This is a genomic window from Mycolicibacterium brumae (assembly GCF_025215495.1).
Classification (GTDB): domain Bacteria; phylum Actinomycetota; class Actinomycetes; order Mycobacteriales; family Mycobacteriaceae; genus Mycobacterium; species Mycobacterium brumae.
On sequence record NZ_CP104302.1, the window covers coordinates 3,357,965 to 3,384,683 of the forward strand.

Here is a 26,719-nt window from a genome sequence, read left to right on the forward strand (position 1 = left end):
CCGGTCAGACCCCGGAGGCGCGCCGGCCGGCGTCACCGTAGGGTTCGTCGCGGCGCCGGACCGCGTCGCGGAAACCGTTCGCCAGCGCGTCGGCGACGAACCCGTGGCCCTCGGGGGTGTGCCGGGCGATCCCGTCGAACACCGTCGACACCATCTGGCTGGTGACCACGCCCTGCTGCAGCAGCGCGGTGTTGCAGGCGAGTTTGGCCATCATCAGCTGGTTGACCGGCATCGACGCGATGCGCTCGACAAGTCGCTCGGTGCGCTCATCGAGGTCCGCCGGTTCTGGGGCTTCCACGGCCAGCCCCCACTCGGCGGCCTGCGCGCCGGTGATGCAGTCGCCGGTGAACAGCAGGCGTTTGGCTCGCTGGTCGCCGAGGCGGTGCGCCCACAGCCCGGCGGCCGGGACGCCCCAGACCCGCATCGGCGGGTAACCGATCTTGGCGTCGGACGCGACGATGATCTGGTCGGCGTGCAGCGCGATATCGGCGCCGCCGGCGACGCAATAGCCGTGGATCTTGACCACCGTCGGCTTGTCCGCCCGCATCAGGCTGGCGAAGCCCCGGACGAACCGGTTCATCATCTGATAGTCGAGCATGGGGTCCCACGGCGCGTCCGGCCGGTGATTGCGCAGTTGCGTCTGTCCGTCCAGGACGGTGCCGCGGCGGTCCCCGCCGGCGCCGTCGGGCGCGCTCTGGTCGGCGTAGGCCGACAGGTCGAACCCGGCGCAGAAGCCCTCGCCGCGGCCGGACACCAGGATCACCCGCACCGCCGGGTCCAGGTCGGCGCGCTCCACGCAGGCGGCCAGTTCCAGCGGGGTGGCGGCGATGATCGCGTTGCCCTTCTCCGGCCGGTTGAAGGTGATCCGGGCGACGCGCCCGGTGACCTGGTAGGTCATGGTGGCCAGGTTGTCGAAGTCCACGGCGTCAGCCCTTCACCATCGCGCGCTCCAGGATGGGCGCGAGGTCCAGCCCCGTCGGCAGGGTGCCGTACGCGCCGCCGTGGCGGCCGTCGAGGCGGGTGACCAGGAACGCTTCGGCGACCGCCGGGTGGCCGCGGCCGACCAGCAGCGCGCCCTGTAGCGCCAGCGCGATGTTCTCCGCGACCGCGCGGGCCCGGTACTCCAGCGTCGCCGGGTCGGCCAGTTGCGCGCGCAGCCCGTCGACGTGCGCGCCGAGCCGGGCGTCTTGGCCGGCCGGCCCCGCCAGCTCGTCGAGCAGCACTTCCACGCACTCCGGTTTGGTGGCCATGGCGCGCAGCGTGTCCAGCGCGCTGACGTTCCCGGAGCCCTCCCAGATGCCCATCAGCGGGGCCTCCCGGAACAGCCGTGGCATGCCGGATTCCTCGGCGTAGCCGTTGCCGCCGAAGCACTCCATCGCCTCGGCGGCGTGCGCGGTGGCCTGCTTGCAGATCCAGTACTTGGCCGCGGCCAGACCGATACGGCGCAGCATCGCCTCCCGCTCGTCGCCGCGGACGGCGCGGTCGGTGGCGCCGGCCATCCGCATGGCCAGCATGGTGGCGGCCTCGGCCTCCACCGCCATATCGGCGAGCACATTGCGCATCAGCGGCGCGTCGATCAGGTAGCCGCCGAACGCCTTGCGGTGGGCGGTGTGGTGCATCGCCTGGGCCAGGCCCTTGCGCATCGAGGTGGCGCTGCCCAGCGCGCAGTCCAGCCGGGTGAGGTTGACCATCTCGATGATGGTCCGCACGCCGCGGCCCTCCTCGCCCACCAGCCACGCGGCGGCGCCGTCGTATTCGATCTCGCTGGAGGCGTTGGCGTGGTTGCCGAGCTTGTCCTTGACCCGCATGATGCGCATCCGGTTGCGGGTTCCGTCGGGCAGCACCCGCGGCAGCATGAAGCAGCTCAACCCGGCGGGGGCCTGGGCGAGCACCAGGAAGATATCGCTCATCGCGGCGGAGGTGAACCACTTGTGCCCGGTCAGGGTGTGGCTGCCGTCGGCGTTGGGAACCGCTTGGGTGGTGCCGGCGCGGACGTCGGAGCCGCCCTGTTTCTCGGTCATCGACATGCCCGCCGTGATGCCGGTTTTGGTCGCCGGGACGGTGAGTTCGGGGTCGTAGATCCGCGAGGTCAGCAGCGGTTCGTAGATCGCGGCGAGCTCCGGGTTGTGCCGCAGCGCGGGGACGACGGCATAGGTCATGGAGATCGGGCACAAGTGCCCAGGTTCGACGGTCCACACGCCGTTCTTCGCGGCGCGCACGACGTGGGCGCCCGGGCGGTCTTCGGCCCACGGCGCGGCGTGCAGGCCGTGCGCGATCGCGGTGCGCATCAGCTCGTGATAGGCGGGGTCGTATTCGATCTCATCGACGCGGTGGCCGTAGCGGTCGTAGGCGCGCAGGATCGGCGCGTTGCGGTCGGCGAGGTCGCCCCAGCGCTCGGCTTCGGCGGTGCCTGCCAGTGCGCCGAGCGCGAACACCTCCTCGGCGCCCCAGCCGCCGCCTTCGCGTTCCAGCGCCTCGGCCAGCACCGGCGATGTGGCGGGGTTGTAGCCCTGCAGCGGCGGGACCTGGTTGAAAACGACGTGGGTGTCCGACATGAATCCAGTGTTACATTTTGTCGCCGCTTGAACAAGAAGTGTAATAACCTGGTGGCATGCAGCCCAACGCCGTCACGCACGTCGCCGCCCTGACGCTCAACCACGAGCCGGTCCCCGCCGAACAGTCTGTTCATGACGACCCGACCACCGCGGCCACCGCCCTCGGCGAGTTCGGCGGACTGGAGGTCGGCGTCTGGGAGATGAGCCCCGGGGTGATGACCGACGTGGAGGCCGAGGAGCTGTTCGTGGTGCTCTCCGGCGCGGCCACCGTCGAGTTCGACGACGGCAGCCCGGCGCTGGCGCTGCGCGCCGGTGATGTGGTGCGCCTGGCCGGTGGCAGCCACACCGTGTGGACGGTCACCGAGACGCTGCGCAAGGTGTACCTGGCTTAGCGCCCGTGCTCGCGACTCAGCGGTAGCCCGTCACCGTGGTGACGTCGCCGCTGCGCTCCAACATCAGCAGCACGCCGGGCGCCTTCACGATCTCCTCGACGGGACCGTCGATCCCTGACGAGGGCAGCGCCGCGCAGTCCGCGCGCCGGTAGACGGACACGCCGTCGGCATCGCCCAGCAGCACGGCGTCGGGCAGCCAAGCCGCCGAACTCACGTCCCGCGGCGCCACGATGTCACAACGCGCCCGGCCGTCGGCCCCGTCACGCAGCGTCACCCGTCGCCCGCGCATGACCGTGTCGCTCCAGGTGAGGAAGTCCTGGTCGTCGAAGCCGGACGGGATCAGCGCCCGGGTGTCGAACGGCCAGACGCCGCCGGTCTGCGCGTTCACGTAGCGGAGGCCGTCCTCACCGCCGACGATCAGCCCGACGCTGCCGACGCCCCGCGGGTCCCGGGAGCCGTCGACTTCGACGTCGGACCGGCGCTCACCGGTCGCCGGGTCCAGCACGATGTAGCGCCGCTGCCCTTCGTCGTCGACACCGAAGTAGCCGATCCCGGCCGCGTTCTGAAACAGCACCCGCGATCGCAGCTCGAGGCTATCGACGCTCCACAGCTGCTCACCGGTCCTGGTGTCGATCCGGTCCAGCGTCCGACCGCTGTCGAGCATCAGGTGGCGCAGGTCGGCGCCGTCCCAGGTCGCCGCCTGTTGACGAAATTCCCAGAGACTCGGACCGTAACCGTGCCGCCACAGCCGCTCGCTGGTGTCGGCGTCCAGGCCGACCAGTTGGCCCGATTCGTGCGCCCCGGAATCGAAGTCGATCACGTCGGTCTTCCCGTCGTCGAACACCCCGATGTGCGCCGCCTGCCAGGGCCCCTTCCCGAGGTGTTCCCAGCGCTGCCGGCCGTCGGCGTCGAAGGCGCGGACGCCATCGGGGGTGCGGACGACGAACCCCGGTTCGGCGGCGCGCACCGTGGCCTCGTAATCCGCCGCCCGCAGGGTGAATAGCGCCGGGCCGGTGACGGCATCCGGGACCGGCGGCGGCGCCAGGCTGGGCGCGGTGGTCGCGGTGAACAACCGGTCGGGGTTCATGTCGCCCATCACCACCACCGAGAACGCGACGCAGGCCGCCACCGCGGCCGCCACCCCGACAGTGGCCGACCGCCACCCGATCCCGCTCCGTCGCACCAGCGCGCAGCAGGCGGCCAGCAGCACCACGATCGCGCCGGCCATGGCGAAGGTCCAGGCCAGCAGGGTCACCGGCACCGACTGGGCCGGCGGGTAGGCGTCGACCATGATCCGGTAGTGACGCGGCAGGGCGCACAGGGCGAGCATCCACGGCGCCAGGATGCCGGCGAGGCCGGCCAGCGGCAGCCATCCGCGGTTGACCACGGCGATCACCACGGCGGTCAACAGCAGGACGCTCACCAACACCGCCATCACGGCGGCGAAGCCGGGCGTCGCGCTGTCCCAGCCGCCCGAGTTGCGCACCGGAAGCTGCGCGCGGGTCGCATAGGTGCGGGCGAACACCCCGAAGCCAATCGCCGCCAGCAGCGACGTCACCCCCGCGCCGAGCAGCACACCGGCCAGCGTCCATCGGCCGCGCCGCGGTTGCTGGGGCGCGCCGTCCATGCGTCGAGCCTACGAGCGCGCGGGAACCCCATCGGACACCGATTTCGGCGTAAATCACATCCGCTGCGGCGTGTGCGCGGTCCGTCCGGCGGGTATCCGGTGATGATCAGATCAGCAGCACAGCAGAAGGGCGGTCGTCGTGCGAATCTTCCTGGCCGGGGCTACCGGTGTCATCGGACGACGGCTGGTGCCGTTGCTGCTGGCCGAGGGCCACACCGTGGCCGGGCTGACCCGGTCCAACCCGGAGGCGGTGGCCAATCTCGGCGCCGAGCCGGTGGTGTGCGACATCTACGACCTGCCGGGGCTTCGCGAGGCGGTGCTGGACTTCAACCCGAGCCTGGTGATGCACCAGTTGACCGATCTGCCTGATCACTTCGATGAGTTGGAGGATTCGCTGGCCGCCAACGAGCGGATCCGCACCGAGGGCACCCGCAACCTGCTGGCCGCCGCCAAGCCGGCCAAGATGATCGCGCAGAGCACCGCGTTCCCGGCAGCGGTCGCCGAGCACGAGCAGCTGGTGCTCGACGCCGGCGGGGTGATCCTGCGGTACGGCTACTTCTACGGTCCGGGCACCTGGTACACCAACGAGCTGCCCCCGGAACCGCGAGTGCAGATCGACGAGGCCGCGCGGGCGACCGTCGCCCTGCTCGACGAGGCGCCGGGCACCGTCGTGGCGATCACCGACCTGACGGTGTAAACGACAAGTCTCGATCTGAACGAAAAAGCCCCCGCCGAAGCGGGGGCTTTTTCGTTTGCAACCTAGCGGTGTTTGACGCCGCTAGGCCTGCTGCGCAAAACCCTACGCAAGCTCCGGGTTTTGCTTGCAACCTAGCGGTGTTTGACGCCGCTAGGCCTGCTGCGCAAAACCCTACGCAAGCTCCGGGTTTTGCTTGCAACCTAGCGGTGTTTGACGCCGCTAGGCCTGCTGCGCAAAACCCTACGCAAGCTCCGGGTTTTGCTTGCAACCTAGCGGTAGTCGCTGTAGCCGTAGTCGTCCAGCGGGACCGCGGCGCCAGTGCTCTGGCCGAAGTCCGGGCTGTAGTACTGATCCTCGTAGGACGGGATCGTGTACGCGGCGGCCCGGGCCTCCTCGGTGGGCTCCACCGAGATGTTGCGGTACCGGTTGATGCCGGTGCCGGCCGGGATCAGCTTGCCGATGATCACGTTCTCCTTCAGACCCTGCAGCTTGTCGCTGCGGCAGTTGATCGCCGCATCGGTCAGCACGCGGGTGGTCTCCTGGAAGGAAGCCGCGCTCAGCCACGAGTCGGTGGCCAGCGATGCCTTGGTGATACCCATCAGCACCGGACGGCCGGCCGCGGGCTCGCCGCCCTCGGCGACAACCCGACGGTTCTCCGACTCGAACTCGGCGCGCTCGGTGAGCGAGCCGGGCAGGAACTCGGTGGCGCCCGAATCGATGATGGTCACCCGGCGCAGCATCTGCCGGACGATCACCTCGATGTGCTTGTCGTGGATGGACACACCCTGCGCCCGGTACACGTCCTGAACCTCGTTGACGAGGTGGACCTGAACCGCCCGCGGGCCCTGCACGCGCAGCACCTCGTGCGGATCGGCGGAGCCTTCCATCAGCTGCTGGCCAACCTCGACGTGGTCGCCGTTGGACAGCGGACGCTCGGAGCCGTCCTCGTGCTTGAACACCTTCAGGCGCTGACGACGCGGCAGCTTGTCGTAGACGACTTCCTCGCCACCGTCGTCCGGGACGATGGTGATCTTGTAGAACTTGTCGCCTTCTTCGAGCTGCACGCGGCCGGTGACATCGGCGATCGGGGCACGCGCGCGCGGCACGCGGGCCTCGAACAGCTCCTGCACCCGCGGCAGACCGCCGGTGATGTCGCCACCGACGCCACCCTGGTGGAAGGTGCGCATGGTCAGCTGGGTGCCGGGCTCGCCGATGGACTGGGCGGCCACGATGCCGACCGCCTCGCCGATGTCGACCAGCTGGCCGGTCGCCATCGAGCGCCCGTAGCAGGTCGCGCAGACGCCGGTGCCGGTGGTGCAGGTCAGCACCGAACGCACCTTGACGGCGGTGATGCCGGCCGCCAGCAGCGCGTCGATCGCCGGGTCGCCCAGGTCGTGACCGCGCTCGATGACGACGTTGCCGTCGGCGTCGACCGCGTCGGCGGCCAGGGTGCGGGCGAACGCGCTGGTCTCGACGTGCGCGTCGCGGATCAGCGAGCCGTCGGCCTGCTTCTCGGCGATGGTCACCGTGATGCCGCGCTCGGTGCCGCAGTCGGTCTCGCGGACGATGACGTCCTGCGACACGTCCACCAGACGACGGGTCAGGTAACCCGAGTCGGCGGTGCGCAGCGCGGTGTCAGCCAGACCCTTACGGGCGCCGTGGGTGTTGATGAAGTACTCCAACACGGTCAGGCCCTCGCGGAAGGAGGACTTGATCGGACGCGGGATGTACTCACCCTTCGGGTTGGTCACCAGACCCTTCATGCCGGCCAGGTTGCGCACCTGCGTCATATTGCCGGTCGCGCCCGACTTCGGCAGCAGGGTGATCGGGTTGTCCTCCGGGTAGTAATCCTCCAGAGCCTTACCGACCTTCTCGGTGGCCTCCTGCCAGATCTTGACCAGCGCCTCGTTGCGCTCGTCGTGATTCAGCTTGCCGCGCTGGTACTGCTTCTCGATCGCGTCGGCCTCGCCCTCGTAGTGGTCGAGGATCTCCTTCTTCTGCGGCGGCACCAGCACGTCGGCCATCGAGACCGTCACGCCGGAGCGGGTCGCCCAGTAGAAGCCGGCGTCCTTGAGCTTGTCGACGGTCTGCGCGACGACGATCATCGGGTAGCGCTCGGCCAAATCGTTGATGATCGACGCCTGCACCTTCTTGTGCATCTGCGCGTTCACGAACGGGTAGGCCTTGGGCAGCAACTCGTTGAACAGCACCCGGCCCAGCGTGGTCTCGGCGGTCCAGGCGTCGCCCGGGCGCCAGCCCTGCTCACCGAACAGCTCGGCCTCGACCTCGGCCGGCGGGCGCTGCTGGGTGAGCCGCACCTTGATCGGCGCGCGCACGCCCAGGGCGCCGCGGTCCATCGCCATGATGGCCTCGGCCGGGCTGCTGTACACGCCGGTCTCCGGGGCGTCGGCGGTGGCCGGCGCGTAGGCGCCGTCCGCGCCGGGGACCTCGGTGGTCAGGTAGTACAGGCCGGTCACCATGTCCAGGCGGGGCATGGCCAGCGGCCGGCCCGACGCCGGGGACAGGATGTTGTTCGAGGACAGCATCAGGATGCGGGCCTCGGCCTGCGCCTCGGCGCTCAGCGGCAGGTGGACCGCCATCTGATCGCCGTCGAAGTCGGCGTTGAACGCCTCACAGACCAGCGGGTGCAACTGGATGGCCTTGCCCTCGACCAGCTGCGGCTCGAAGGCCTGGATGCCCAGGCGGTGCAGCGTGGGCGCGCGGTTCAGCAGCACCGGGTGCTCGGAGATGACCTCTTCGAGGACGTCCCACACCTGCGGGCGCTGGCGCTCGACCATCCGCTTGGCGCTCTTGATGTTCTGCGCGTGGTTCAGGTCGACCAGACGCTTCATCACGAAGGGCTTGAACAGCTCCAGCGCCATCAGCTTGGGCAGACCGCACTGGTGCAGCTTGAGCTGCGGGCCGACCACGATGACCGAACGGCCCGAGTAGTCGACGCGCTTGCCGAGCAGGTTCTGGCGGAACCGGCCCTGCTTGCCCTTGAGCAGATCCGACAGCGACTTCAGCGGGCGGTTGCCCGGGCCGGTGACCGGACGGCCACGACGGCCGTTGTCGAACAGCGCGTCGACGGACTCCTGCAGCATCCGCTTCTCGTTGTTGACGATGATCTCGGGCGCGCCGAGGTCGATCAGTCGCTTGAGGCGGTTGTTGCGGTTGATCACGCGGCGGTACAGATCGTTCAGGTCCGAGGTGGCGAACCGGCCACCATCGAGCTGAACCATCGGGCGCAGCTCCGGCGGGATGACCGGAACGGCGTCGAGCACCATGCCCATCGGGGAGTTGCCGGACTGCTGGAACGCGGCGACGACCTTGAGTCGCTTGAGCGCGCGCAGCTTCTTCTGGCCCTTGCCGTTCTTGATGGTGTCGCGCAGGATCTCGGCTTCGGCGTCGATGTCGAAGTTCTCGATGAGCTTCTGGATCGACTCCGCGCCCATGGCGCCCTGGAAGTACTCGCCGTAGCGGTCGACCAGCTCGCGGTAGAGGTTCTCGTCGACGATCAGCTGCTTGGGGGCCAGCTTGGTGAAGGTGGTCCAGATCTCGTCGAGCCGGTCCAGCTCCCGCTGGGCCCGGTCGCGCAGCTGGCGCATCTCGCGCTCGCCGCCGTCGCGAACCTTGCGCTTGACGTCGCTCTTGGCGCCCTCGGCCTCCAGCTCGGCCAGATCGGCTTCCAGCTTCTGGGAGCGCTCAGCCAGATCCAGATCCCGCTGGTCCTCGACGCGCTTCTTCTCGACGACCATCTCGGCTTCGAGAGTGGACAGCTCGTTGTGCCGCATCTCGTCGTCGACCGCGGTGATCACATACGCCGCGAAGTAGATGATCTTTTCCAGATCCTTGGGCGCCAGGTCCAGCAGGTAGCCCAGCCGGGACGGGACGCCCTTGAAGTACCAGATGTGGGTGACCGGGGCGGCGAGCTCGATGTGGCCCATCCGCTCGCGGCGCACCTTGGCGCGGGTCACCTCGACGCCGCAGCGCTCACAGATGATGCCCTTGAACCGGACGCGCTTGTACTTGCCGCAGTAGCACTCCCAGTCGCGAGTCGGTCCGAAGATCTTCTCGCAGAACAGGCCGTCCTTTTCCGGCTTGAGCGTGCGGTAGTTGATGGTCTCCGGCTTCTTGACCTCGCCGTAGGACCAATTGCGGATGTCCTCCGCAGTGGCCAGGCCAATGCGGAGCTCATCGAAGAAGTTGACGTCTAGCACGTAAACTCCCTTTCCCCTTGCGGGATAGAAAACTGACTACGGGCGAGGTTTAGGCCAGGTCCTCGACGGACGCCGACTCGTTGCGGGACAGGTTGATGCCGAGGTTGGCCGCGGCGCGCTCCAGATCCTCGTCGTCGCCGTCGCGCATCTCGATCGCGGCGCCGTCGCTGGAGAGCACCTCGACGTTGAGGCACAGCGACTGCAGCTCCTTGAGCAACACCTTGAACGACTCCGGGATGCCCGGCTCGGGGATGTTCTCGCCCTTGACGATGGCCTCGTACACCTTGACGCGGCCGACGGTGTCGTCGGACTTGATCGTCAGCAGCTCCTGCAGCGTGTAGGCGGCGCCGTAGGCCTGCATGGCCCAGCACTCCATCTCGCCGAACCGCTGGCCACCGAACTGCGCCTTACCGCCCAGCGGCTGCTGGGTGATCATCGAGTACGGACCGGTGGAGCGGGCGTGGATCTTGTCGTCCACCAGGTGGTGCAGCTTCAGGATGTACATGTAGCCGACCGTCACCGGGTACGGGAACGGCTCGCCGGAACGGCCGTCGAACAGCCGCGCCTTGCCGTCGCCGTCGACCATGACCTCGCCGTCGCGGTTGGGCAGCGTCGAGCTCAGCAGGCCCTGCAGCTCCTCCTCGCGGGCGCCGTCGAACACCGGGGTGCTGACGATGCTGTCCGACGGGGCGGACAGCAGGTCCTCGGGCAGGTTGCCCGCCCACTCCGGGATCTCGCCGCCGGCCACCTGGACGTTCCAGCCGGCCTTGGCCACCCACCCGAGGTGGGTTTCCAGGATCTGGCCGATGTTCATCCGTCGCGGCACACCGTGGGTGTTCAGGATGATGTCGACCGGGGTGCCGTCGGGCAGGAAGGGCATGTCCTCGATCGGCAGGATCTTGCCGATGACGCCCTTGTTGCCGTGCCGGCCGGCCAGCTTGTCGCCGTCGGAGATCTTGCGCTTCTGCGCGACGTAGACGCGGACCAGCTCGTTGACGCCGGCGGGCAGCTCGTCGTCGTCCTCGCGGGAGAACACCCGGATGCCGATGACCTTGCCGGACTCGCCGTGCGGCACCTTCAGCGAGGTGTCGCGGACCTCACGGGCCTTCTCGCCGAAGATGGCGCGCAGCAGCCGCTCCTCCGGGGTCAGCTCGGTCTCACCCTTCGGGGTGACCTTGCCGACCAGGATGTCGCCGTCGCGGACCTCCGCGCCGATGCGGACGATGCCGCGCTCGTCGAGATCGGCCAGCACCTCATCGGAGACGTTCGGGATGTCCCGGGTGATCTCCTCGGCGCCCAGCTTGGTGTCGCGGGCGTCGATCTCGTGCTCCTCGATGTGGATGGACGTCAGGACGTCCTCCTCCACCAGGCGCTGCGAGAGGATGATCGCGTCCTCGTAGTTGTGGCCTTCCCACGGCATGACCGCGACCAGCAGGTTCTTGCCGAGCGCCATCTCACCGTTCTCGGTGCACGGCCCGTCGGCGACGACCTGGCCGGACTCCACCCGCTGGCCGGCGTCGACGATCGGACGCTGGTTGGCGCACGTGCCGTGGTTGGAGCGGGCGAACTTGCGCATCCGGTAGGTCTGCCGGGTGCCGTCGTCGGCCATCACGGTGATGTAGTCGGCGGAGACCTCCTCGACCACACCGGCCTTCTCCGAGACGACCACGTCGCCGGCGTCGATGGCGGCGCGCAGCTCCATGCCGGTGCCGACCAGCGGCGCCTCGCTGCGCACCAGCGGAACCGCCTGGCGCTGCATGTTCGCGCCCATCAGGGCGCGGTTGGCGTCGTCGTGCTCGAGGAACGGGATCATGGCCGTGGCCACCGACACCATCTGGCGCGGCGAGACGTCCATGTAGTCGACCTCGGCGGCCGAGACGAACTCGACCTCGCCGCCCTTACGGCGGACCAGCACGCGATCGTCGGTGAAGACCAGGCCGCCGTCGCCCTCAGCGGTCGGCGAGTTGGCCTGCGCCACGACGTGGCGGTCCTCCTCGTCGGCGGTGAGGTAGTCGATCTGGTCGGTGATCACACCGTCGATGACCTTGCGGTACGGCGTCTCGATGAAGCCGAACGGGTTCACCCGGGCGTACACCGACAGCGAGCCGATCAGACCGATGTTCGGGCCTTCCGGGGTCTCGATCGGGCACATCCGGCCGTAGTGGCTGGAGTGCACGTCGCGGACCTCGAGGCCGGCGCGCTCACGGGACAGACCGCCGGGGCCCAGCGCCGACAGGCGGCGCTTGTGGGTCAGGCCGGACAGCGGGTTGTTCTGGTCCATGAACTGCGACAGCTGGCTGGTCCCGAAGAACTCCTTGATCGCAGCCACCACGGGGCGGATGTTGATCAGGGTCTGCGGGGTGATCGCCTCGACGTCCTGGGTGGTCATCCGCTCGCGCACGACGCGCTCCATCCGGGACAGGCCGACCCGGATCTGGTTCTGGATGAGCTCACCGACGGTGCGCAGCCGACGGTTGCCGAAGTGGTCGATGTCGTCGACCTCGACGGGCACCTCGGAGCCGCCGGGGGCGGTCATCGTGGTCTGGCCCTCGTGGAGGCGGACCAGGTACTCGATGGTCGCGACGATGTCTTCCTCGGTCAGCGTGTTCGAGCTGGTGTTGACCGGCTTGTCCAGGTTCAGACCCAGCTTCTTGTTGACCTTGTAGCGGCCGACGCGGGCCAGGTCGTAGCGCTTCTCCTTGAAGAACAGGTTCTCCAGCAGGGTCTGCGCGGACTCCTTGGTCGGCGGCTCGCCCGGGCGCAGCTTGCGGTAGATGTCCAGCAGGGCCTCATCAGGTCCGGCGGTGGGATCCTTCTCCAGGGTGCCCATCATGATCTCGGAGAAGCCGAAGCGCTCGCGGATCTGCTCGCTGGTCCAGCCCAGCGCCTTGAGCAGCACGGTGACCGGCTGACGGCGCTTGCGGTCGATGCGCACACCCACGGTGTCGCGCTTGTCGACGTCGAACTCCAGCCAGGCGCCGCGGCCCGGGATCACCTTGACGCTGTGCAGCGTCTTCTCGGTGGACTTGTCGATGCTCTCGTCGAAGTAGACGCCCGGCGAGCGGACCAGCTGGCTGACCACGACGCGCTCGGTGCCGTTGATGATGAAGGTGCCCTTTTCGGTCATCATCGGGAAGTCACCCATGAAGACCGTCTGGCTCTTGATCTCGCCGGTGTTGTTGTTGATGAACTCGGCCGTGACGAACAGCGGAGCCGCGTACGTCATGTCCTTGTCTTTGCACTCCGCGACGGGCGCCTTGACCTCGTCGAAGCGCGGGTCGGAGAAGCTCAGCGACATCGAGCCGGAGAAATCCTCGATCGGGGAGAGCTCGTCGAGCACCTCCTCCAGGCCGCCCTTGGGGTTGGCGATATCGCCACGGGCGGAGGCGCTCGCGCGCCACTTGTCCGATCCGATCAACCACTCGAACGAATCCGTCTGCACATCCAGCAGCCCGGGAACCTCCAGCGGCTCGCGAAGCTTGGCGAAGGAGATTCGGTTCGGCGCTCCGGGAACGGAGTTGGTAGCCACTGACTTGCTCTGGCGGGAGACAGCCAAGATGCGTCCTTCCAGCACCTATGGCGACTGCTCAGCCCCCCGGCGGACGCCGGATGCCTGCTCGTCGCGTTATCTGCGTCGGTTTGGCTGGAAGCACCCGTCCCGGGGCCCGACGCACGGCAGGTGGCCAGTCACTGAGCGACAATGCTCAGGGCCAGGTCCACAACGACCGGTGCAGGTCGGATAGAGGTGAAGGGCAGGAGGCAGCCAGCGCAACGTCCAACAATAGCGCAGGACGGCGTATTCCTCAAATGACGGCGTCAGCCCGCATGTGCGTACAGGTCAAGCGCTGGCTGGCGGCCCGATCACTGCGTATGAGCATGCTGCCAAATAGCGTGGACCCTCGCGGCGGTTCCGTCAAGAGGAACGCGCCGCTCAGCCTTCGCGCTGGACCGGAATGCTGACGGTTTTGTCCTCGTCGGCCCGAACTTCCTGGGTCCGGACCTCCTCGGTGCGCGACTCGGAGTGGTAGTCGGCGCCGGTGGCGGCCATATCGGCCAGGATCGCCTCCTGGGCGGCCGGCGGCAGGGTGTGCAGCACCTCGCGCACCCGGGCCTGGCGACGGCCGACGGCCTTGCGCTCCGGCATGCCGGGGGTGACGGTCAGCTGCGGCGGCACGCCCTCGATCTCCTCGACGCCGCCGTCGCTCTGGCCGAGTTCCAGGGCCCGGGCCTCGGCTGCGGCGGTGGCCTCGTCCTTCTCCTCCGACATGCCGATCGGGCCGATGCGGCGGCCGTTGAGGAACTGCTTGACCACCGGCTCTTCGCTGGTCAGCAGCAGCTCGCGGGGGCCGAACATGACCAGGCGCTTGCGGTAGAGCATGCCGATGTCGTCCGGCACGGTGCGCACGATGTTGATGTTGTGCGTCACGATCAGGATGGTGGCGTCGATCTGGGCGTTGATGTCGATCAGGAGCTGCGACAGGTAGGCGGTCCGGACCGGGTCCAGGCCGGAGTCCGGCTCGTCGACCAGGATGATCTTGGGGTCGAGCACCAGGGCGCGGGCCAGGCCGGCGCGCTTGCGCATACCGCCGGAGATCTCGCCGGGGGCCTTCATCTCGTGGCCGGCCAGACCGACGAGGTCCAGCTTCTCCATGACGATCTTGCGGATCTCGCTCTCGGACTTCTTGGTGTGCTCGCGCAGCGGGAAGGCCGTGTTGTCGTAGAGGTTCATCGACCCGAACAGCGCGCCGTCCTGGAACATGACGCCGAACAGGGTGCGGATCTCGTAGAGCTCCTTGGCCGAGCACTCGATCAGGTCGGTGCCCTCGATCATGATCTTGCCGCGCTCCGGGCGCAGCAGGCCGATCAGGGACTTCAGGAACACCGACTTACCGGTGCCGGACGGCCCCAGCAGCACGGTGACCTCGCCGGCCGGCAGGTCGAATGTCACGTCCTCCCAGATGACCTGGGAGCCGAACGATTTGGTGAGCCCTTCGACCTGGATACCAATGCCCACGTCTGATCCTTCCAATCACGGCGATTTTCGCCGACCACCCACCACCCGCGCGGCGATGTGGTTCGAGTCACTGTAACGCAGCCTAAACGGTTGTATTCACGTTGTGCGCGTACCGGAGCGCAATCTCGGCAACATAACTTTTGTTATGTGACCTAGCGGGGGCACCAGTTGCCGTGGAAGCCCATCGGCACCCGTTGCGGCAGGTGCACGGCGGCCATCGTGTCCAGGCTCTGCGCGTCCAGCATCACCAGCCGGCCTTCGTCGGTGGGCCGGTGATGGGCATAGCCCATCAGGATCCCGTCGTCCTCGGCCCGGGAGTCCGGGTTCGGCACGAAGCAGAACTCGCCGAGCAGCAGATCGGGGTCCAGGCCCGCGACCACGGCGGATCCGGTCGCGTAATCGTGCTTGTACAGCGAGCTCTTCATGTCCGCGGCGGACTCGAAGATGCCGTCGGTGCCGACGGTGTAGCCGAAGCGGTGCGCCCGGCCGGTCAGCGCCTCGTTGATCCGCGGGAACTCCTGCTGGCGGTCGTCCCGGACGCCGTCGCTGACCCGCCCGGTGGCCAGGTTGATCTCCCAGCGGTCCAGGCTGGGGACGCCGTCACTGGGGCCGCGCCGATCCCGGTCGAACATCCGGCGGTAGCGGACCACGTCGAGCACCAGCACCTCCTGGCCGTCGCGGACCTCGGTGTAGCCGTTGAGCGGGTGGAACACGAAGCACGGCGCGATTTGGAACCATCGGATGTCGTCGGCGCCGCCGTCGCGCGGCAGGACCCCGATCCGGGCCGGGTAATTGTCGTCCCAGGCGAACGGCAGCGACAGGATGCGGGTGGTGTCGGCGGCCACCCGGGCGGCGATCGGACCGGGGATCGAAACTCGCCCGGCCAGCGCGTTCATCATCTTGCGGGCCGCCGGGCGGGCCAGCTTCGGCACGCTGTCGGGCACCGCCTGGCCCGGATCGAAGACCACCGGCAGGTCGTAGAGCACCACGTACTTCTCGGTCAGGGTGAAGTCGTGCATCATCGGGAAGCCGTGCACCGGGATGTCGACGACCTTGCGCACCCGGCCGGCGGTGTCCAGCACGGTGTACTGCACATTGCGGCCGCGCGCGAAGGAGTAGGACACCGCGTGCAGTTCGCCGCTGACCGGGTCGCGGTGCGGATGGGCGGTGTAGCCGCCGCCGAGAGTGCCGTTGAAGTCGCAGGTGCCCACGGTGTCCAGGTCATCGGTGAGTTCGTAGTTCGCGCCGCCGCCTTCGACCAGGGCGAGCGTCTTGCCCGCGTGTTCGAGCACATTGGTGTTGGGGGCGACCGAGAGCATGCCCGCCTTGGGGTCCAGCCGCGCCGGGCGCGGCTCCCCCAGCGTCCCGGCCACCGCGGCGGTGCGGACCCAGCGGTTGCGGTACCAGAGCGCCTTGCCGTCGCGCAGGGACAGCCCGTGCACCATCGCGTCCCCGGCGAACCAGTGGTACCGCTCGGCGTCGACCTCCTCGGCCGGATTGGGGCCGTTGCGCAGATAGCGGCCGTCGAGGTGCTCGGGAATGGTCCCGGTGACCTTGAGGTCGATCGCGGTGACCTCGCGACCCACCGGGGCCAGGAATCCCTCCAGGTACTGGTTGTCGGTTGCGGAAACGGTTGGCGCGGACATCTGTCCTCCTAGGGATAAGCTGCGACCTGGCATAACATTGTTATTACCGATTTATGGATAGGCTACGCCGGGTTGATCGGCTTGGCAATGGCGGAACGGGCGGGAAATGGATCCAGAGGCGAAAGCGCCGCGATCGGTGCGCGACGAGCTACTGCTGGCCGCCGTCGGGCTGCTCGACGAGCACGGGCCCGACGCGCTGCAGACCCGCCGGGTGGCCACCGCCGCGGGGACCTCCACCATGGCCGTCTACACCCACTTCGGCGGGATGCCGGATCTGATCGCCGCGGTCGCCGACTACGGCCTCGCCCAGTTCGACCTCGCCCTGGATGTGCCCGACACCGACGATCCGGTGGCAGACCTGCTGACCTGCGGCGGCGCCTACCGCCACTTCGCGATCCGCCGCCCGCACCTGTACCGGCTGATGTTCGGCAGCACCAGCGCCGCGGGCGTGCGGGCGCCGGCGCGCGACATCCAGACCGGCGAGCCCGAGCGGGACCTGCACCCCAGCCTGATTCACCTGGTGCGGCTGGTGCGCCGCTGCATCACCGCCGGCCGGATGCGCGGCGACGCCACCGACAACCGCGAGGTGATGACCATCGCCGGGCAGTTCTGGGCCATGACGCACGGGTTCGTGATGCTGGAACTCGCCGGCTTCTTCGGCGACGACGGCGCCGCCGTCGGGCCGGTGCTGGGCGGGCTCGGCATGCACGTGCTGCTGGACCTCGGCGACGAGCCGGCGGCCCTGCAGGCGTCGGCGGTGGCCGCCCAGCTGCGGGCCTGAGCGCGCAGAAATGCCCCGGAGCCGTGGGCTCCGGGGCATTTCGGGGAACTGCGGTCTTACTTGACGGAGACCGAGGCGCCGGCGGCTTCCAGCTTGGCCTTGGCGTCGTCGGCGGCTTCCTTGGAAACCTTCTCCAGCAGCGGCTTCGGGGCGCTGTCGACCAGGTCCTTGGCTTCCTTGAGGCCCAGGCCGGAGACGATCTCGCGAACGACCTTGATCACGCCGATCTTCTTGTCGCCGGCGCCCTCCAGGATGACGTCGAACTCGGTCTGCTCTTCGGCGGCCTCGGCCGGGGCGCCGGCGGCCGGGGCGGCGGCGACGGCGACCGGGGCGGCGGCGGTGACCTCGAAGGTCTCCTCGAACTTCTTAACGAATTCGCTCAGCTCGAGCAGGGTCAGTTCCTTGAACGCGTCGAGCAGTTCGTCGGTGGTCAGCTTGGCCATTTTGGATCCTTTCCAGGGGTTTGATTACAGCCGGATTGTTGGCTTGGGTTATTCGGCGGCTTCGGAAGCCTCAGCGGCTTCCGCAGTCTCGGTCGCTTCGGCCTCGGCCGGAGCGTCGGCGGCCTCGGCCACCGGAGCGGTCTCGCCGTCGGCGATCCGCTTGTCCTGCAGCGCGGCCGCCAGACGGGCGACCTGCGACGCCGGCGCGTTGAACAGCGCGGCCGCCTTGGACAGGTTCGCCTTCATGGCGCCCGCCAGCTTCGCCAGCAGCACCTCGCGGCTCTCCAGATCCGCGATCGCCTCGACCTGCGCCACGGTCAGCGCGGCTCCGTCCATGTAGCCGCCCTTGATGACCAGCTGCTTGTGGTCCTTGGCGAACTTCTTGAGCGCCTTGGCCGCGTCGACCGGCTCGCCACCGATGAAGGCGATGGCGGTCGGGCCGGCGAACAGCTCGTCCAGGCCGTCCACGCCCGCCTCCGCGGCGGCGCGCTTGACCAGGGTGTTCTTGGCGACGGAGTAGGTCGCCGAGGCACCCAGCGAACGCCGCAGCTCGGCCAGGTTGGCCACGCTCAGACCGCGGTATTCGGTGATGACGGTCGCAGTCGAGGCCTTGAACTGCTCGGTGATCTCTGCAACGGCGGTCGCCTTGTCAGCCTTTGCCATGCACGCCTCCTTAAGTGTTGTGCCTGTGTACGTGAAACTCTCCCGTGCCCACCTGGAACGACAAACGCCCCGGCGCAGGATGCGGCCGGGGCGTGCACGTTCGGTGTCACCTCGTCCTCCTGCGTGGGCCGCCGGGAGTGTGTCCCGGACCTTCAACCGATTGCTCGGTGACCGACGGTCTTCGGTGGATCGTGGACAAGCGTAACGGGTCGGGGCCCGATCAGCCAAAACGGGCGTCGTTCAGCACCAATGGCTTCACTCCTCCCTCAGCGGGCCAGGGCCGCGGCGCCGATCAGGCCGGCGTCGCCGCCGAGTTCGGCCGGAACCGCCTGCAGCCTCGCGATGAAGTCCAGCCCGGCGAACCGCCCCAGCGCCCGGTTCAGCGGACCGAACAGCAGCTCACCGGCCTTGGCCACGCCGCCGCCGACCACCACCCGGTCCAGGTCGCAGACCGCGGCCACCGACGCCACCATCGCCGCCAGCGCGACGCCGGCCCGGTCGAACGCCGCGAGAGCAATCGGGTCGCCGGCATCGGCGGCGGCGGCCAGGTCGCGGGCGTCGTCCGGGCCGGTCCAGCCCTGCTCGCGGGCCCATTCGACCAGGTGCGGACCGGCGGCGACGGTTTCCACGCAACCGTGCCCGCCGCAGCTGCACGGCCTGCCCTCGGGTTCGACGACGACGTGCCCGACGTGCCCGGCGTTGCCGGTCCGGCCGCCGTAGGGCAGCCCGTCGAGCACCAAACCGCCGCCCACCCCGGTGGAGACCACCATGCCCAGCACGTACGACGCGCCCTGTCCGGCGCCGCGCCAGTGCTCGCCCAGCGCCATCGCCGCGCCGTCGCCGGCCAGCCGCACCGGCAGACCGGGCAGCAATTCGGCCACCCGGTCCCGGATCGGGAACCGTCGCCAGTCCGTCAGGTTGATCGGGCTGACCGTTCCCGACGGCAGGTCCACCGGTCCGGCCGAGGCGATCCCGACCCCGCGCACCGCGATGCCCGCGGTCTGCTCGGCTATCAGCTCGGCCAGCGTGGCCCACACCGCCTCCGGCCCCTCGCCGCGCGGTGTCGGGTGTTTCGCCGCGGTCAGCAGCGTGCCGCCGGAGTCGACCAGGCCGACGGCGATCTTGGTGCCGCCGACGTCGATGGCCAGCAGGGGTCCGGTCATACCGCCGATTCTCACCCCACGCCGATCCCCGGCCGCACCCGGCGCCGGTTCGCGGACGCGGCGGGCACTACCCGACGGTGGCCAGCCTGGTCGTTCGGTCGTCGTCGGAGCGGTCGCCGCCGTCGTCGGGTCCGTCGTCGTCCGGACCGCCGTCCTCCGGACCGCCGTCGTTGTCAGGACCGCCGTCGGGTCCGTCGCCACCGACCGGCGCGGGCTGGTGGCCGCTGCCGTACTCGCCGCGCGGGTGCACCACCATCGGCCACCAAAACCACTTGCCGAGCATGGTGGCGATCGACGGCATCAGCAGTGAGCGCACGATGAAGGTGTCCAGGATCAGGCCGATCGCGATCGTCGACCCCATCTGGGCAAGCACCGTCAGGTCGCTCATCAGCATGCCCGCCATGGTCGCGGCGAACACCATGCCCGCCGCGGTGACCACGCCACCGGTGCCGCCCATCGCGCGGATGATGCCGGTCTTGAGGCCGGCGTGGATCTCCTCCTTGAACCGGGACACCAACAACAGGTTGTAGTCGGAACCGACCGCCAGCAGGATGATCACCGACATCACCGCCACCAGGCAGTGCAGCCGGAAGCCGAACAGGTCCTGCCAGATCAGCACCGACAACCCGAACGAGGCGGCGATCGAGCTGGCCGCGGTGGCGACGATGACCAGGGCGGCCACCGCGCTGCGCACCAGGATCAGCATGATCATGAAGATCAGCGTCAGCGAGGACACCACCGAGATCATCAGGTCGTACTTGGCGGGTCTCGGTGAGCTTCTTCATGATGTTGTACATCCGCGTCATCGTGTCGATCATGACGCCCATCTCGTCCGACATCTTCTTGATGTCACCCATCCGCTCGGTCAGGAACGGCAGGTTCTGATTCATCGTCTGCCCCGACATCGAGGTCTGGAACGGAATCGAGCTGTGCTGGATCGGCACGCCCAGCGGCCGGGAGATGCTCTGCACCATCGCGATGCCCTCGACGCCCAGCAGGTTGCGGGCCACCTTGTCCAGCACCAGCATGTCGGCGGTGTTGCGCATGTCGTGGTCGGATTCGATCATCAGGATGTCCGGGTTCATCCGCGCCTCGGTGAAGTGCCGACCGGCGGCGGCGTATCCCAGGTTCGACGGCGCGTCCTGCGGCAGGTAGTGCTTGTCGTTGTAGTCGGTCTGGTAGCCGGGCAGCCCCAGCATGCCGACCATCACCACGGCCAGGCTGACCACGAAGATCGGCGCCGGCCAGCGCACCACCGCGGTGCCCACCTTGAACCAGAATCGGCCCGGCCGGGCGCTGCGCGGCTCTTCAGCACCCGGCCCGCCGCGGTGAAGAATCGCTTCATCGTCAGTCCCCCCGTTTCTTCGTCTCAGGGCCTCCCGTTGCGGGGCCGCCCGGCGGATCGTCGGTCCGGCGCCTCGTCTCTGCGGCACCGGTCAGCTTCGCCAGAATCGGCGCCGCCACCTTCAACGAGAGCAGCAGCGTCGCGCGGTCTTCGTCGCTCAACTCGGGCAATAGATCGCCAAGTCGCCGACGACGGGCGTCGCGCCGCTGGTCGAGCAGCGCGCGGCCCTCATCGGTGAGACCGACCAGCACCACCCGCCCGTCGTCGGCGTCGGCCCGGCGGGACACCAATCCGTGGCGTTCCATGCGCTGAATCAGCTGGGTCATCGACGGCTGGCTGACGCCCTCCAGCGTCGCCAGCGTGGTCAACCGCTCCGGCCCACCGTGATCGATGCGGTTGAGCACGTAGGCGGCGGGGGCGCTGACCGAGGTCCGGTCACTGAGGAACCGCGCGGTCAGATCTGCCGCGATATCAATAGCCTCACCTATGCACAAGAGGCTTTCTTCGTCACCCTTGCCTGCAATCACTGAATGTTTATATCACAGCACCTATGTTTCGTCGCGCCCAAGACCGGATGTTCACATACCCGCCCGGCACCGGCCCGTGACCACTGTTCGGCAACAGTTCAGCGCAGAGCCGGTTGCGCCCGGATGCCGAGCCGCGGCGCCCGTGCCACAGTGGAGGGGACCGCCGAAAGCACTTCCGAGAGCCGGCAGGAGGCATCGATGGACGAACACCGTTCCGGATCGCCCTGGCGCGATCCGCTGTCCTTGGGCTGGCAGGCCCACCGGGGCCTGCTGCTACTGCGGTTGCGCTGGCATGCCAGCGCCCCGCAGCGACGCGTTTCATCCATCACAGGCAGGCGCTGAGGACGATCCAGCTAACAACCGGCCACGCGGTGTGCCCGCTCGCACGCGCATAGTTTGGCAAATTGGTAAGAGTTGCGTGGCTTTGAGACACTGACGGAATGAGTCCGACCAACCACCGCGACAACGCCAGGCTGGACCGGGTGCCGCTGCCCGTCGAGGCGCTGCGGATCGGCGCCACCGGGTGGCAGATCGCCCGCACCGCAGCCCGGGTGGCCCTCAAGCTCCCCACCCCCGCACAGCTGCAGGGCGCGGCCATCAAGGAGATCCCGCAGACCTTCGCCGATCTGGGCCCCACCTATGTGAAGTTCGGCCAGATCATCGCCTCCAGTCCCGGGGCGTTCGGCGAGCCGCTGTCCCGGGAGTTCCGCACCCTGCTCGACGCGGTCCCTCCGGCCGACACCGCCGAGGTGCACCGGCTGTTCAAAGAGGAGCTCGGCGACGAGCCGCAGAATCTGTTCAAGCATTTCGACGAGCAACCGTTCGCGTCGGCGTCGATCGCCCAGGTGCACTACGCGACGTTGCACTCCGGCGAGGACGTCGTGGTGAAGATCCAGCGGCCGGGCATCCGCGGCCGGGTGTCGGCGGACCTGCAGATCCTCAAGCGATTCGCCCAGCTGGTCGAGGTGGCCAAGCTGGGCCGCCGACTCTCCGCCCAGGACGTCGTCGCGGACTTCGCCGACAACCTCGCCGAAGAGCTCGACTTCCGCATCGAGGCCCAGTCCATGGAGGCCTGGGTGTCCAGCCTGCACTCCTCGCCGCTGGGCAAGAACATCAAGGTGCCCGACGTGCACTGGGACTTCACCAGCGAGCGGGTGCTGACGATGGAGCGGGTGGCCGGCGTCCGCATCGACGACGTCGCCGCGATCCGCAAGAAGGGGTTCGACGGCACCGAACTGGTCAAGGCGTTGTTGTTCTCGACGTTCGAGGGCGGGCTGCGGCACGGCCTGTTCCACGGCGACCTGCACGCCGGGAACCTGCTGGTCGACGACGAGGGCCGGATCGTGTTCCTGGACTTCGGCATCATGGGCCGCATCGACCCGCGCACCCGGTGGCTGCTGCGCGAGCTCATCTACGCGTTGCTGGTCAAGAAGGACCACGCCGCCGCCGGCAAGATCGTCGTGCTGCTGGGCGCGGTCGGGCGAATGCGGCCGGAGGCCGAGGCCGCCAAGGATCTGGAGTCCTTCGCCCAGCCGCTGACGCTGAAAACCCTGGGCGACATGTCGTATGCCGAGATCGGCAGGCAGTTGTCCACCCTGGCCGACGCCTATGACGTCAAACTGCCCCGCGAACTGGTGCTGATCGGCAAGCAGTTCCTCTACGTCGAGCGGTACATGAAACTGCTGGCCCCCAGGTGGCAGATGATGAACGATCCGCAGTTCTCCGGTTACTTCGCCAACTTCATGGTCGAGGTCAGCCGGGATCACCGCGAAGACCTCGACATCGACGAATCGGAGACCACCAAGTGAGCACCCCGACGCCCGTCCGCACCGGTGTCGCCCGCTCCGGCGACATCGAGATCTACTACGAGGACATGGGCAATCCGGACGACCCGGCGGTGCTGCTCATCATGGGCCTCGGCGCCCAGCTGCTGCTGTGGCGGCCGGGTTTCTGCCAGAAGCTCATCGATCTCGGCTACCGGGTCATCCGGTTCGACAACCGCGATGTCGGCCTGTCCACCAAACTCGACGGGCAGCGCGTCCCCGGTTCGCAGTACCCGGCGATGCTGCGCTCGGTGCTCGGCAAGCCGAGCGCGGCGGTGTACACCCTCGAGGACATGGCCGACGACGCCGCCGCGCTGCTCGATCACCTCGACATCGAGCGGGCGCACATCGTCGGTGGCTCGATGGGCGGAATGATCGCCCAGATCGTCGCCGCCCGGCACGCCGAGCGGACCCGCTCGCTGGGGGTGATCTTCTCCAGCAACAATCAGGCCGCGCTGCCACCGCCGCACCCCAAGGCGTTGTTCGCGCTGCTCAAGGGCCCGCCGGTGGATTCCCCGCGCGAGGTGATCATCGACAACTCGGTGCGGGTCAGCCGCATCATCGGCAGCCCCGGCTATCCGGCGCCCGAGGAACGGTTGCGCGCCGACGCCGCCGAGAGCTACGACCGCTCCTACTACCCGGTCGGCGTGGCGCGACATTTCGGCGCGGTGCTGGGCAGCGGCAGCCTGCGCCACCACAATCGGAAGATCAGCGCGCCGACCGTCGTGCTGCACGGCCGGGCCGACCGGCTGATGCGGCCGACCGGCGGAAAGGCCGTCGCCGGCAATATCGACGGCGCCCGGCTGGTGATGTTCGACGGCATGGGCCACGACCTGCCCGAACAGCTCTGGGACCCGATCGTTGAGCAACTCGAGATCACCTTCCGCGCCGCGTCGAACTGACTTAGGTCACCGGCTCCGGGGTCTTTCGCCGCGGTTCACAACCCCGACACGCCGGCATCGGCGACTATGCTCGTCCCGGGGGCAACGAACAGATGCTGGGTGGGAGACCGCTGGTGAGTGACGACATGAAACTGACGCCGAAGTACGACGAGTTGGCTTCGATCTACGACATCTCGAACGAGTTCTACGAGCTCTTTCTCGGGCCCACGATGGGTTATACCTGCGGATACTTCGAGCGCGACGACATGACCGGCGACGAGGCGCAACTCGCCAAGTTCGATCTCGCACTGGGCAAGCTGGGCCTGCAGCCCGGCATGACGCTGCTCGACATCGGCTGCGGTTGGGGCGCCTGCATGCAACGCGCGGTCGAGCGCTATGACGTCAACGTCATCGGCTTGACCCTGAGCCAGGAGCAGCGCCAGTACGCCATCGACAAGCTGTCCAAAATCGACACCGACCGCACCATCGAGGTCCGGCTGCAGGGCTGGGAGGAGTTCGATGAGAAGGTCGACCGCATCGTCTCCATCGGCGCCTTCGAGCACTTCGGCTTCGAGCGCTACCCGGCGTTCTTCAAGATGGCCTACGACGCCCTGCCCGACGACGGTGTGATGCTGCTGCATTGCATCACCGGATTCGACCTGCGGCGCGCCAAGGAACTCGGGCTGGAGATGACCTTCGAGCACGCCCGGTTCGCGAAATTCATCATGACCGAGATCTTCCCCGGGGGCCGGCTGCCGTCGGTCCCGATGGTGGTCGAGCGGGCCACCGAGGCGGGCTTCACCGTCAGCCGCGTCCAGTCGCTGCAGGACCACTACGCCCGGACCCTGGACATCTGGGCCGCCGCGCTGGAGGAGCACAAGGACGAGGCGATCGCGCTGCAGGGCCAGGTGGCCTACGACCGCTTCATGAAGTACCTGACCGGCTGTGCGCCCCGGTTCCGCAGCGGGCACCTCGGCGTCGACCAGTTCACCTGCGAAAAGCAGCCGTAGGTCAGACCAACGGAACTTCGACGATCGGGCGGTCCACCGCGGCCCCCGGTCCGTCGAAGTGCCACCACTCCCCCGCGTAGACACCGAGCCCGCCGGCGGCCATCGCGTTGCGCAGCACCGCCCGATTGGCCTGCGCGGCAGTCGACACGCCGTCGGTGGCGTACGCCCCGGCCTGCGGCTGGAAGTCGTCGAAATCGGTGCCCATGTCGACCAGCCGGCCGGCCGCGTCTGCGAGAGTGACGTCGACCGAGCGGCCCGCGGTGTGACTGCGGGCCGTCGTCCCGGGCCGGGCCACCCAGTTCGGGTCGGGCACCACCTCGAACATCGCGACCTGGACCGAATGCGGGCGGTAGCAGTCCCAGAACACCAGTCGCGCGCCCTGGCGGCGCAGCGCCGCCGCGGCGGTCGCCAGGCCCGGGGCCAACGACTCGTGCACCAGGCAACGCGCGCCGGTGGGATACAGCTGGACGCCGGTGAAGTTGTTCGGGGTCGCGTAGCGCAGGTCGATGACGGCGTCGGGCACCACGGTGCGAACGTCGACGAATCCCGCCTGCGCGGCTGTCGGCGCGGCGTTCACCTGCGGCGAGAGGCTGTACGCCGCCAGCAGGCCCGCGCAAACGACTGTGGACCTGTTGCGCGCCTTACGGCGTGTGATGCGCAACAGGTCCACAGTCGACACGAGGTTTACTCCTCGGTGAAATTCCGGGTGACGGCCGGGTCGACCGGGATGCCGGGGCCGGTGGTCGTCGAAACGACGATCTTCTTCAGGTAGCGGCCCTTGGACGACGACGGCTTGGCGCGCAGGATCTCATCGAGCGCGGCGCCGTAGTTCTCCGCCAGCTTGCCCTCGTCGAAGGACGCCTTGCCGATCACGAAGTGCAGGTTGGCCTGCTTGTCGACGCGGAAGTTGATCTTGCCGCCCTTGATGTCGTTGACGGCCTTGACCACGTCCGGGGTGACGGTGCCGGTCTTGGGGTTCGGCATCAGGCCACGGGGGCCCAGCACGCGGGCGATCCGGCCGACCTTGGCCATCTGGTCCGGGGTGGCGATCGCGGCGTCGAAGTCCAGGAAGCCGCCCTGGATCTTCTCGATCAGATCGTCGCTGCCCACCACGTCGGCGCCGGCGGCCAGCGCGGCCTCGGCCTTCTCACCGACGGCGAACACCGCGACGCGGGCGGTCTTGCCGGTGCCGTTGGGCAGGTTCACCGTGCCACGCACCATCTGGTCGGCTTTGCGGGGGTCCACACCGAGCCGGATCGCGACCTCGACGGTGGCGTCCTGGTTCTTCGAGGAGGTCTCCTTGGCCAGCTTGGCGGCCTCCAGCGGGCTGTACAGGCGGGTCTTGTCGATCTTCTCGGCGGCGGCCCGGTAGGCCTTGCTGTTCTTGCTCATTTTCTCTCCTGAATTTCAGAGGTTGTGGTTGCGGGCCGAAGCGGGCCCTCCCACGGTGGTGGTCGCGCTCGAACTACTCGACGGTGATGCCCATGCTGCGGGCGGTGCCGGCGATGATCTTCGCCGCGGCGTCGATGTCGTTGGCGTTGAGGTCTTCCTTCTTGGTCTCGGCGATCTCGCGCACCTGATCCCAGCTGACCTTCGCGACCTTGGTCTTGTGCGGCTCGCCGGAACCCTTGGGCACACCGGCTGCCTTGAGCAGCAGCTTGGCGGCGGGCGGGGTCTTCAGGGCGAAGGTGAAGCTGCGATCCTCGTAGACGGTGATCTCCACGGGGATGACGTTCCCGCGCTGCGACTCGGTCGCGGCGTTGTACGCCTTGCAGAACTCCATGATGTTGACGCCATGCTGACCGAGCGCGGGGCCGACCGGCGGGGCGGGGTTGGCCTGCCCGGCCTGGATCTGCAGCTTGATCAGCCCGGCGACCTTCTTCTTCTTCGGTGCCATGGGGTGATATTTCCTTTCTGAAAGTTCAGATCTGC

General features: G+C 68.4%; 21 protein-coding genes and 1 pseudogene. 7 read left to right on the plus strand and 15 right to left on the minus strand.

Features of this window, described 5'->3' with window-relative positions; genetic code table 11:
- Positions 1 to 4 precede the first annotated feature (4 nt).
- Both L2Z93_RS16375 and L2Z93_RS16380 read right to left on the minus strand, forming a co-directional pair.
- Positions 5 to 922, minus strand: coding sequence for a crotonase/enoyl-CoA hydratase family protein (locus tag L2Z93_RS16375; RefSeq protein WP_090588383.1), 918 nt, complete (start codon positions 920 to 922; stop codon positions 5 to 7).
- Between the two features lie 4 nt (positions 923 to 926).
- Positions 927 to 2,555 (minus strand): acyl-CoA dehydrogenase family protein, encoded by a 1,629-nt coding sequence (locus tag L2Z93_RS16380; protein ID WP_090588385.1) that lies wholly within the window; start codon positions 2,553 to 2,555, stop codon positions 927 to 929.
- A gap of 56 nt (positions 2,556 to 2,611) precedes the next feature.
- Here L2Z93_RS16380 and L2Z93_RS16385 point away from each other — a divergent pair, with 56 nt between their 5' ends.
- On the plus strand, positions 2,612 to 2,947 hold the full coding sequence (locus L2Z93_RS16385; protein ID WP_090588387.1) for a cupin domain-containing protein: 336 nt from the start codon (positions 2,612 to 2,614) through the stop codon (positions 2,945 to 2,947).
- A gap of 16 nt (positions 2,948 to 2,963) precedes the next feature.
- On the opposite strand, the gene L2Z93_RS16390 is transcribed toward L2Z93_RS16385, so the two are convergent.
- A complete protein-coding gene (locus tag L2Z93_RS16390) occupies positions 2,964 to 4,574 on the minus strand; it encodes a BamB-related PQQ repeat family beta-propellar protein (protein ID WP_090588390.1) in 1,611 nt (536 codons plus the stop codon).
- A 139-nt stretch (positions 4,575 to 4,713) separates the two neighbouring features.
- Between L2Z93_RS16390 and L2Z93_RS16395 the strand changes: the two genes are divergently transcribed.
- Positions 4,714 to 5,271, plus strand: a complete 558-nt coding sequence (locus L2Z93_RS16395) for an NAD-dependent epimerase/dehydratase family protein (RefSeq protein ID WP_090588393.1) — start codon at positions 4,714 to 4,716, stop codon at positions 5,269 to 5,271.
- Between the two features lie 269 nt (positions 5,272 to 5,540).
- On the opposite strand, the gene L2Z93_RS16400 is transcribed toward L2Z93_RS16395, so the two are convergent.
- From L2Z93_RS16400 to L2Z93_RS16415, 4 genes are all read right to left on the minus strand, one after another.
- On the minus strand, positions 5,541 to 9,491 hold the full coding sequence (locus L2Z93_RS16400; RefSeq protein ID WP_090588395.1) for a DNA-directed RNA polymerase subunit beta': 3,951 nt from the start codon (positions 9,489 to 9,491) through the stop codon (positions 5,541 to 5,543).
- A 49-nt stretch (positions 9,492 to 9,540) separates the two neighbouring features.
- Entirely contained in the window at positions 9,541 to 13,065 is a 3,525-nt protein-coding gene (gene rpoB / locus L2Z93_RS16405) for a DNA-directed RNA polymerase subunit beta (RefSeq protein WP_090588398.1), read from the minus strand.
- 357 nt (positions 13,066 to 13,422) lie between these two features.
- The gene (locus tag L2Z93_RS16410; protein ID WP_090588401.1) at positions 13,423 to 14,505 is read right to left on the minus strand and encodes an ABC transporter ATP-binding protein; all 1,083 of its coding nucleotides are present in this window, start codon (positions 14,503 to 14,505) and stop codon (positions 13,423 to 13,425) included.
- Between the two features lie 152 nt (positions 14,506 to 14,657).
- Positions 14,658 to 16,151, minus strand: a complete 1,494-nt coding sequence (locus tag L2Z93_RS16415) for a carotenoid oxygenase family protein (protein ID WP_090588403.1) — start codon at positions 16,149 to 16,151, stop codon at positions 14,658 to 14,660.
- Positions 16,152 to 16,257: 106 nt separating this feature from the next.
- Between L2Z93_RS16415 and L2Z93_RS16420 the strand changes: the two genes are divergently transcribed.
- Positions 16,258 to 16,932, plus strand: a complete 675-nt coding sequence (locus tag L2Z93_RS16420; RefSeq protein WP_090588406.1) for a TetR/AcrR family transcriptional regulator — start codon at positions 16,258 to 16,260, stop codon at positions 16,930 to 16,932.
- A gap of 56 nt (positions 16,933 to 16,988) precedes the next feature.
- Here the strand turns inward: L2Z93_RS16420 and rplL are convergent, their stop codons facing one another.
- The 4 genes and pseudogenes from rplL to L2Z93_RS16440 form a co-directional block, all read right to left on the minus strand.
- Positions 16,989 to 17,375 (minus strand): 50S ribosomal protein L7/L12, encoded by a 387-nt coding sequence (rplL, locus tag L2Z93_RS16425; protein ID WP_090588408.1) that lies wholly within the window; start codon positions 17,373 to 17,375, stop codon positions 16,989 to 16,991.
- 48 nt (positions 17,376 to 17,423) lie between these two features.
- Positions 17,424 to 18,038 (minus strand): 50S ribosomal protein L10, encoded by a 615-nt coding sequence (gene rplJ / locus L2Z93_RS16430; RefSeq protein WP_090588411.1) that lies wholly within the window; start codon positions 18,036 to 18,038, stop codon positions 17,424 to 17,426.
- A gap of 266 nt (positions 18,039 to 18,304) precedes the next feature.
- Positions 18,305 to 19,201, minus strand: coding sequence for an ROK family protein (locus tag L2Z93_RS16435; protein WP_090588413.1), 897 nt, complete (start codon positions 19,199 to 19,201; stop codon positions 18,305 to 18,307).
- A 67-nt stretch (positions 19,202 to 19,268) separates the two neighbouring features.
- Positions 19,269 to 20,460, minus strand: a pseudogene (locus L2Z93_RS16440) (MMPL family transporter); the annotation flags it as partial.
- Here L2Z93_RS16440 and L2Z93_RS19460 point away from each other — a divergent pair.
- The gene (locus tag L2Z93_RS19460; protein WP_409347460.1) at positions 20,399 to 20,533 is read left to right on the plus strand and encodes a hypothetical protein; all 135 of its coding nucleotides are present in this window, start codon (positions 20,399 to 20,401) and stop codon (positions 20,531 to 20,533) included. The pseudogene L2Z93_RS16440 and the gene L2Z93_RS19460 sit on opposite strands and share 62 nt — an antisense overlap.
- 15 nt (positions 20,534 to 20,548) lie before the next feature.
- Here L2Z93_RS19460 and L2Z93_RS16445 read toward each other — a convergent pair whose 3' ends face one another.
- Positions 20,549 to 21,073 (minus strand): MarR family winged helix-turn-helix transcriptional regulator, encoded by a 525-nt coding sequence (locus tag L2Z93_RS16445; protein WP_234786091.1) that lies wholly within the window; start codon positions 21,071 to 21,073, stop codon positions 20,549 to 20,551.
- Positions 21,074 to 21,513: 440 nt separating this feature from the next.
- Here L2Z93_RS16445 and L2Z93_RS16450 point away from each other — a divergent pair, with 440 nt between their 5' ends.
- From L2Z93_RS16450 to L2Z93_RS16460, 3 genes are all read left to right on the plus strand, one after another.
- Positions 21,514 to 22,881 carry an ABC1 kinase family protein gene (locus tag L2Z93_RS16450; RefSeq protein ID WP_090588416.1) on the plus strand — a complete coding sequence of 456 codons (1,368 nt, stop codon included), beginning with the start codon at positions 21,514 to 21,516 and terminating at the stop codon, positions 22,879 to 22,881.
- 65 nt (positions 22,882 to 22,946) lie between these two features.
- On the plus strand, positions 22,947 to 23,798 hold the full coding sequence (locus L2Z93_RS16455; RefSeq protein ID WP_090588883.1) for an alpha/beta fold hydrolase: 852 nt from the start codon (positions 22,947 to 22,949) through the stop codon (positions 23,796 to 23,798).
- 125 nt (positions 23,799 to 23,923) lie between these two features.
- On the plus strand, positions 23,924 to 24,787 hold the full coding sequence (locus L2Z93_RS16460; RefSeq protein WP_090588884.1) for a cyclopropane mycolic acid synthase family methyltransferase: 864 nt from the start codon (positions 23,924 to 23,926) through the stop codon (positions 24,785 to 24,787).
- Position 24,788: 1 nt separating this feature from the next.
- On the opposite strand, the gene L2Z93_RS16465 is transcribed toward L2Z93_RS16460, so the two are convergent.
- From L2Z93_RS16465 to rplK, 3 genes are all read right to left on the minus strand, one after another.
- The gene (locus tag L2Z93_RS16465; protein ID WP_090588885.1) at positions 24,789 to 25,451 is read right to left on the minus strand and encodes a M15 family metallopeptidase; all 663 of its coding nucleotides are present in this window, start codon (positions 25,449 to 25,451) and stop codon (positions 24,789 to 24,791) included.
- A 20-nt stretch (positions 25,452 to 25,471) separates the two neighbouring features.
- Positions 25,472 to 26,179 (minus strand): 50S ribosomal protein L1, encoded by a 708-nt coding sequence (rplA, locus tag L2Z93_RS16470; RefSeq protein WP_090588418.1) that lies wholly within the window; start codon positions 26,177 to 26,179, stop codon positions 25,472 to 25,474.
- A 73-nt stretch (positions 26,180 to 26,252) separates the two neighbouring features.
- Positions 26,253 to 26,684 (minus strand): 50S ribosomal protein L11, encoded by a 432-nt coding sequence (gene rplK, locus L2Z93_RS16475; RefSeq protein ID WP_090588421.1) that lies wholly within the window; start codon positions 26,682 to 26,684, stop codon positions 26,253 to 26,255.
- Positions 26,685 to 26,719: the final 35 nt, after the last annotated feature.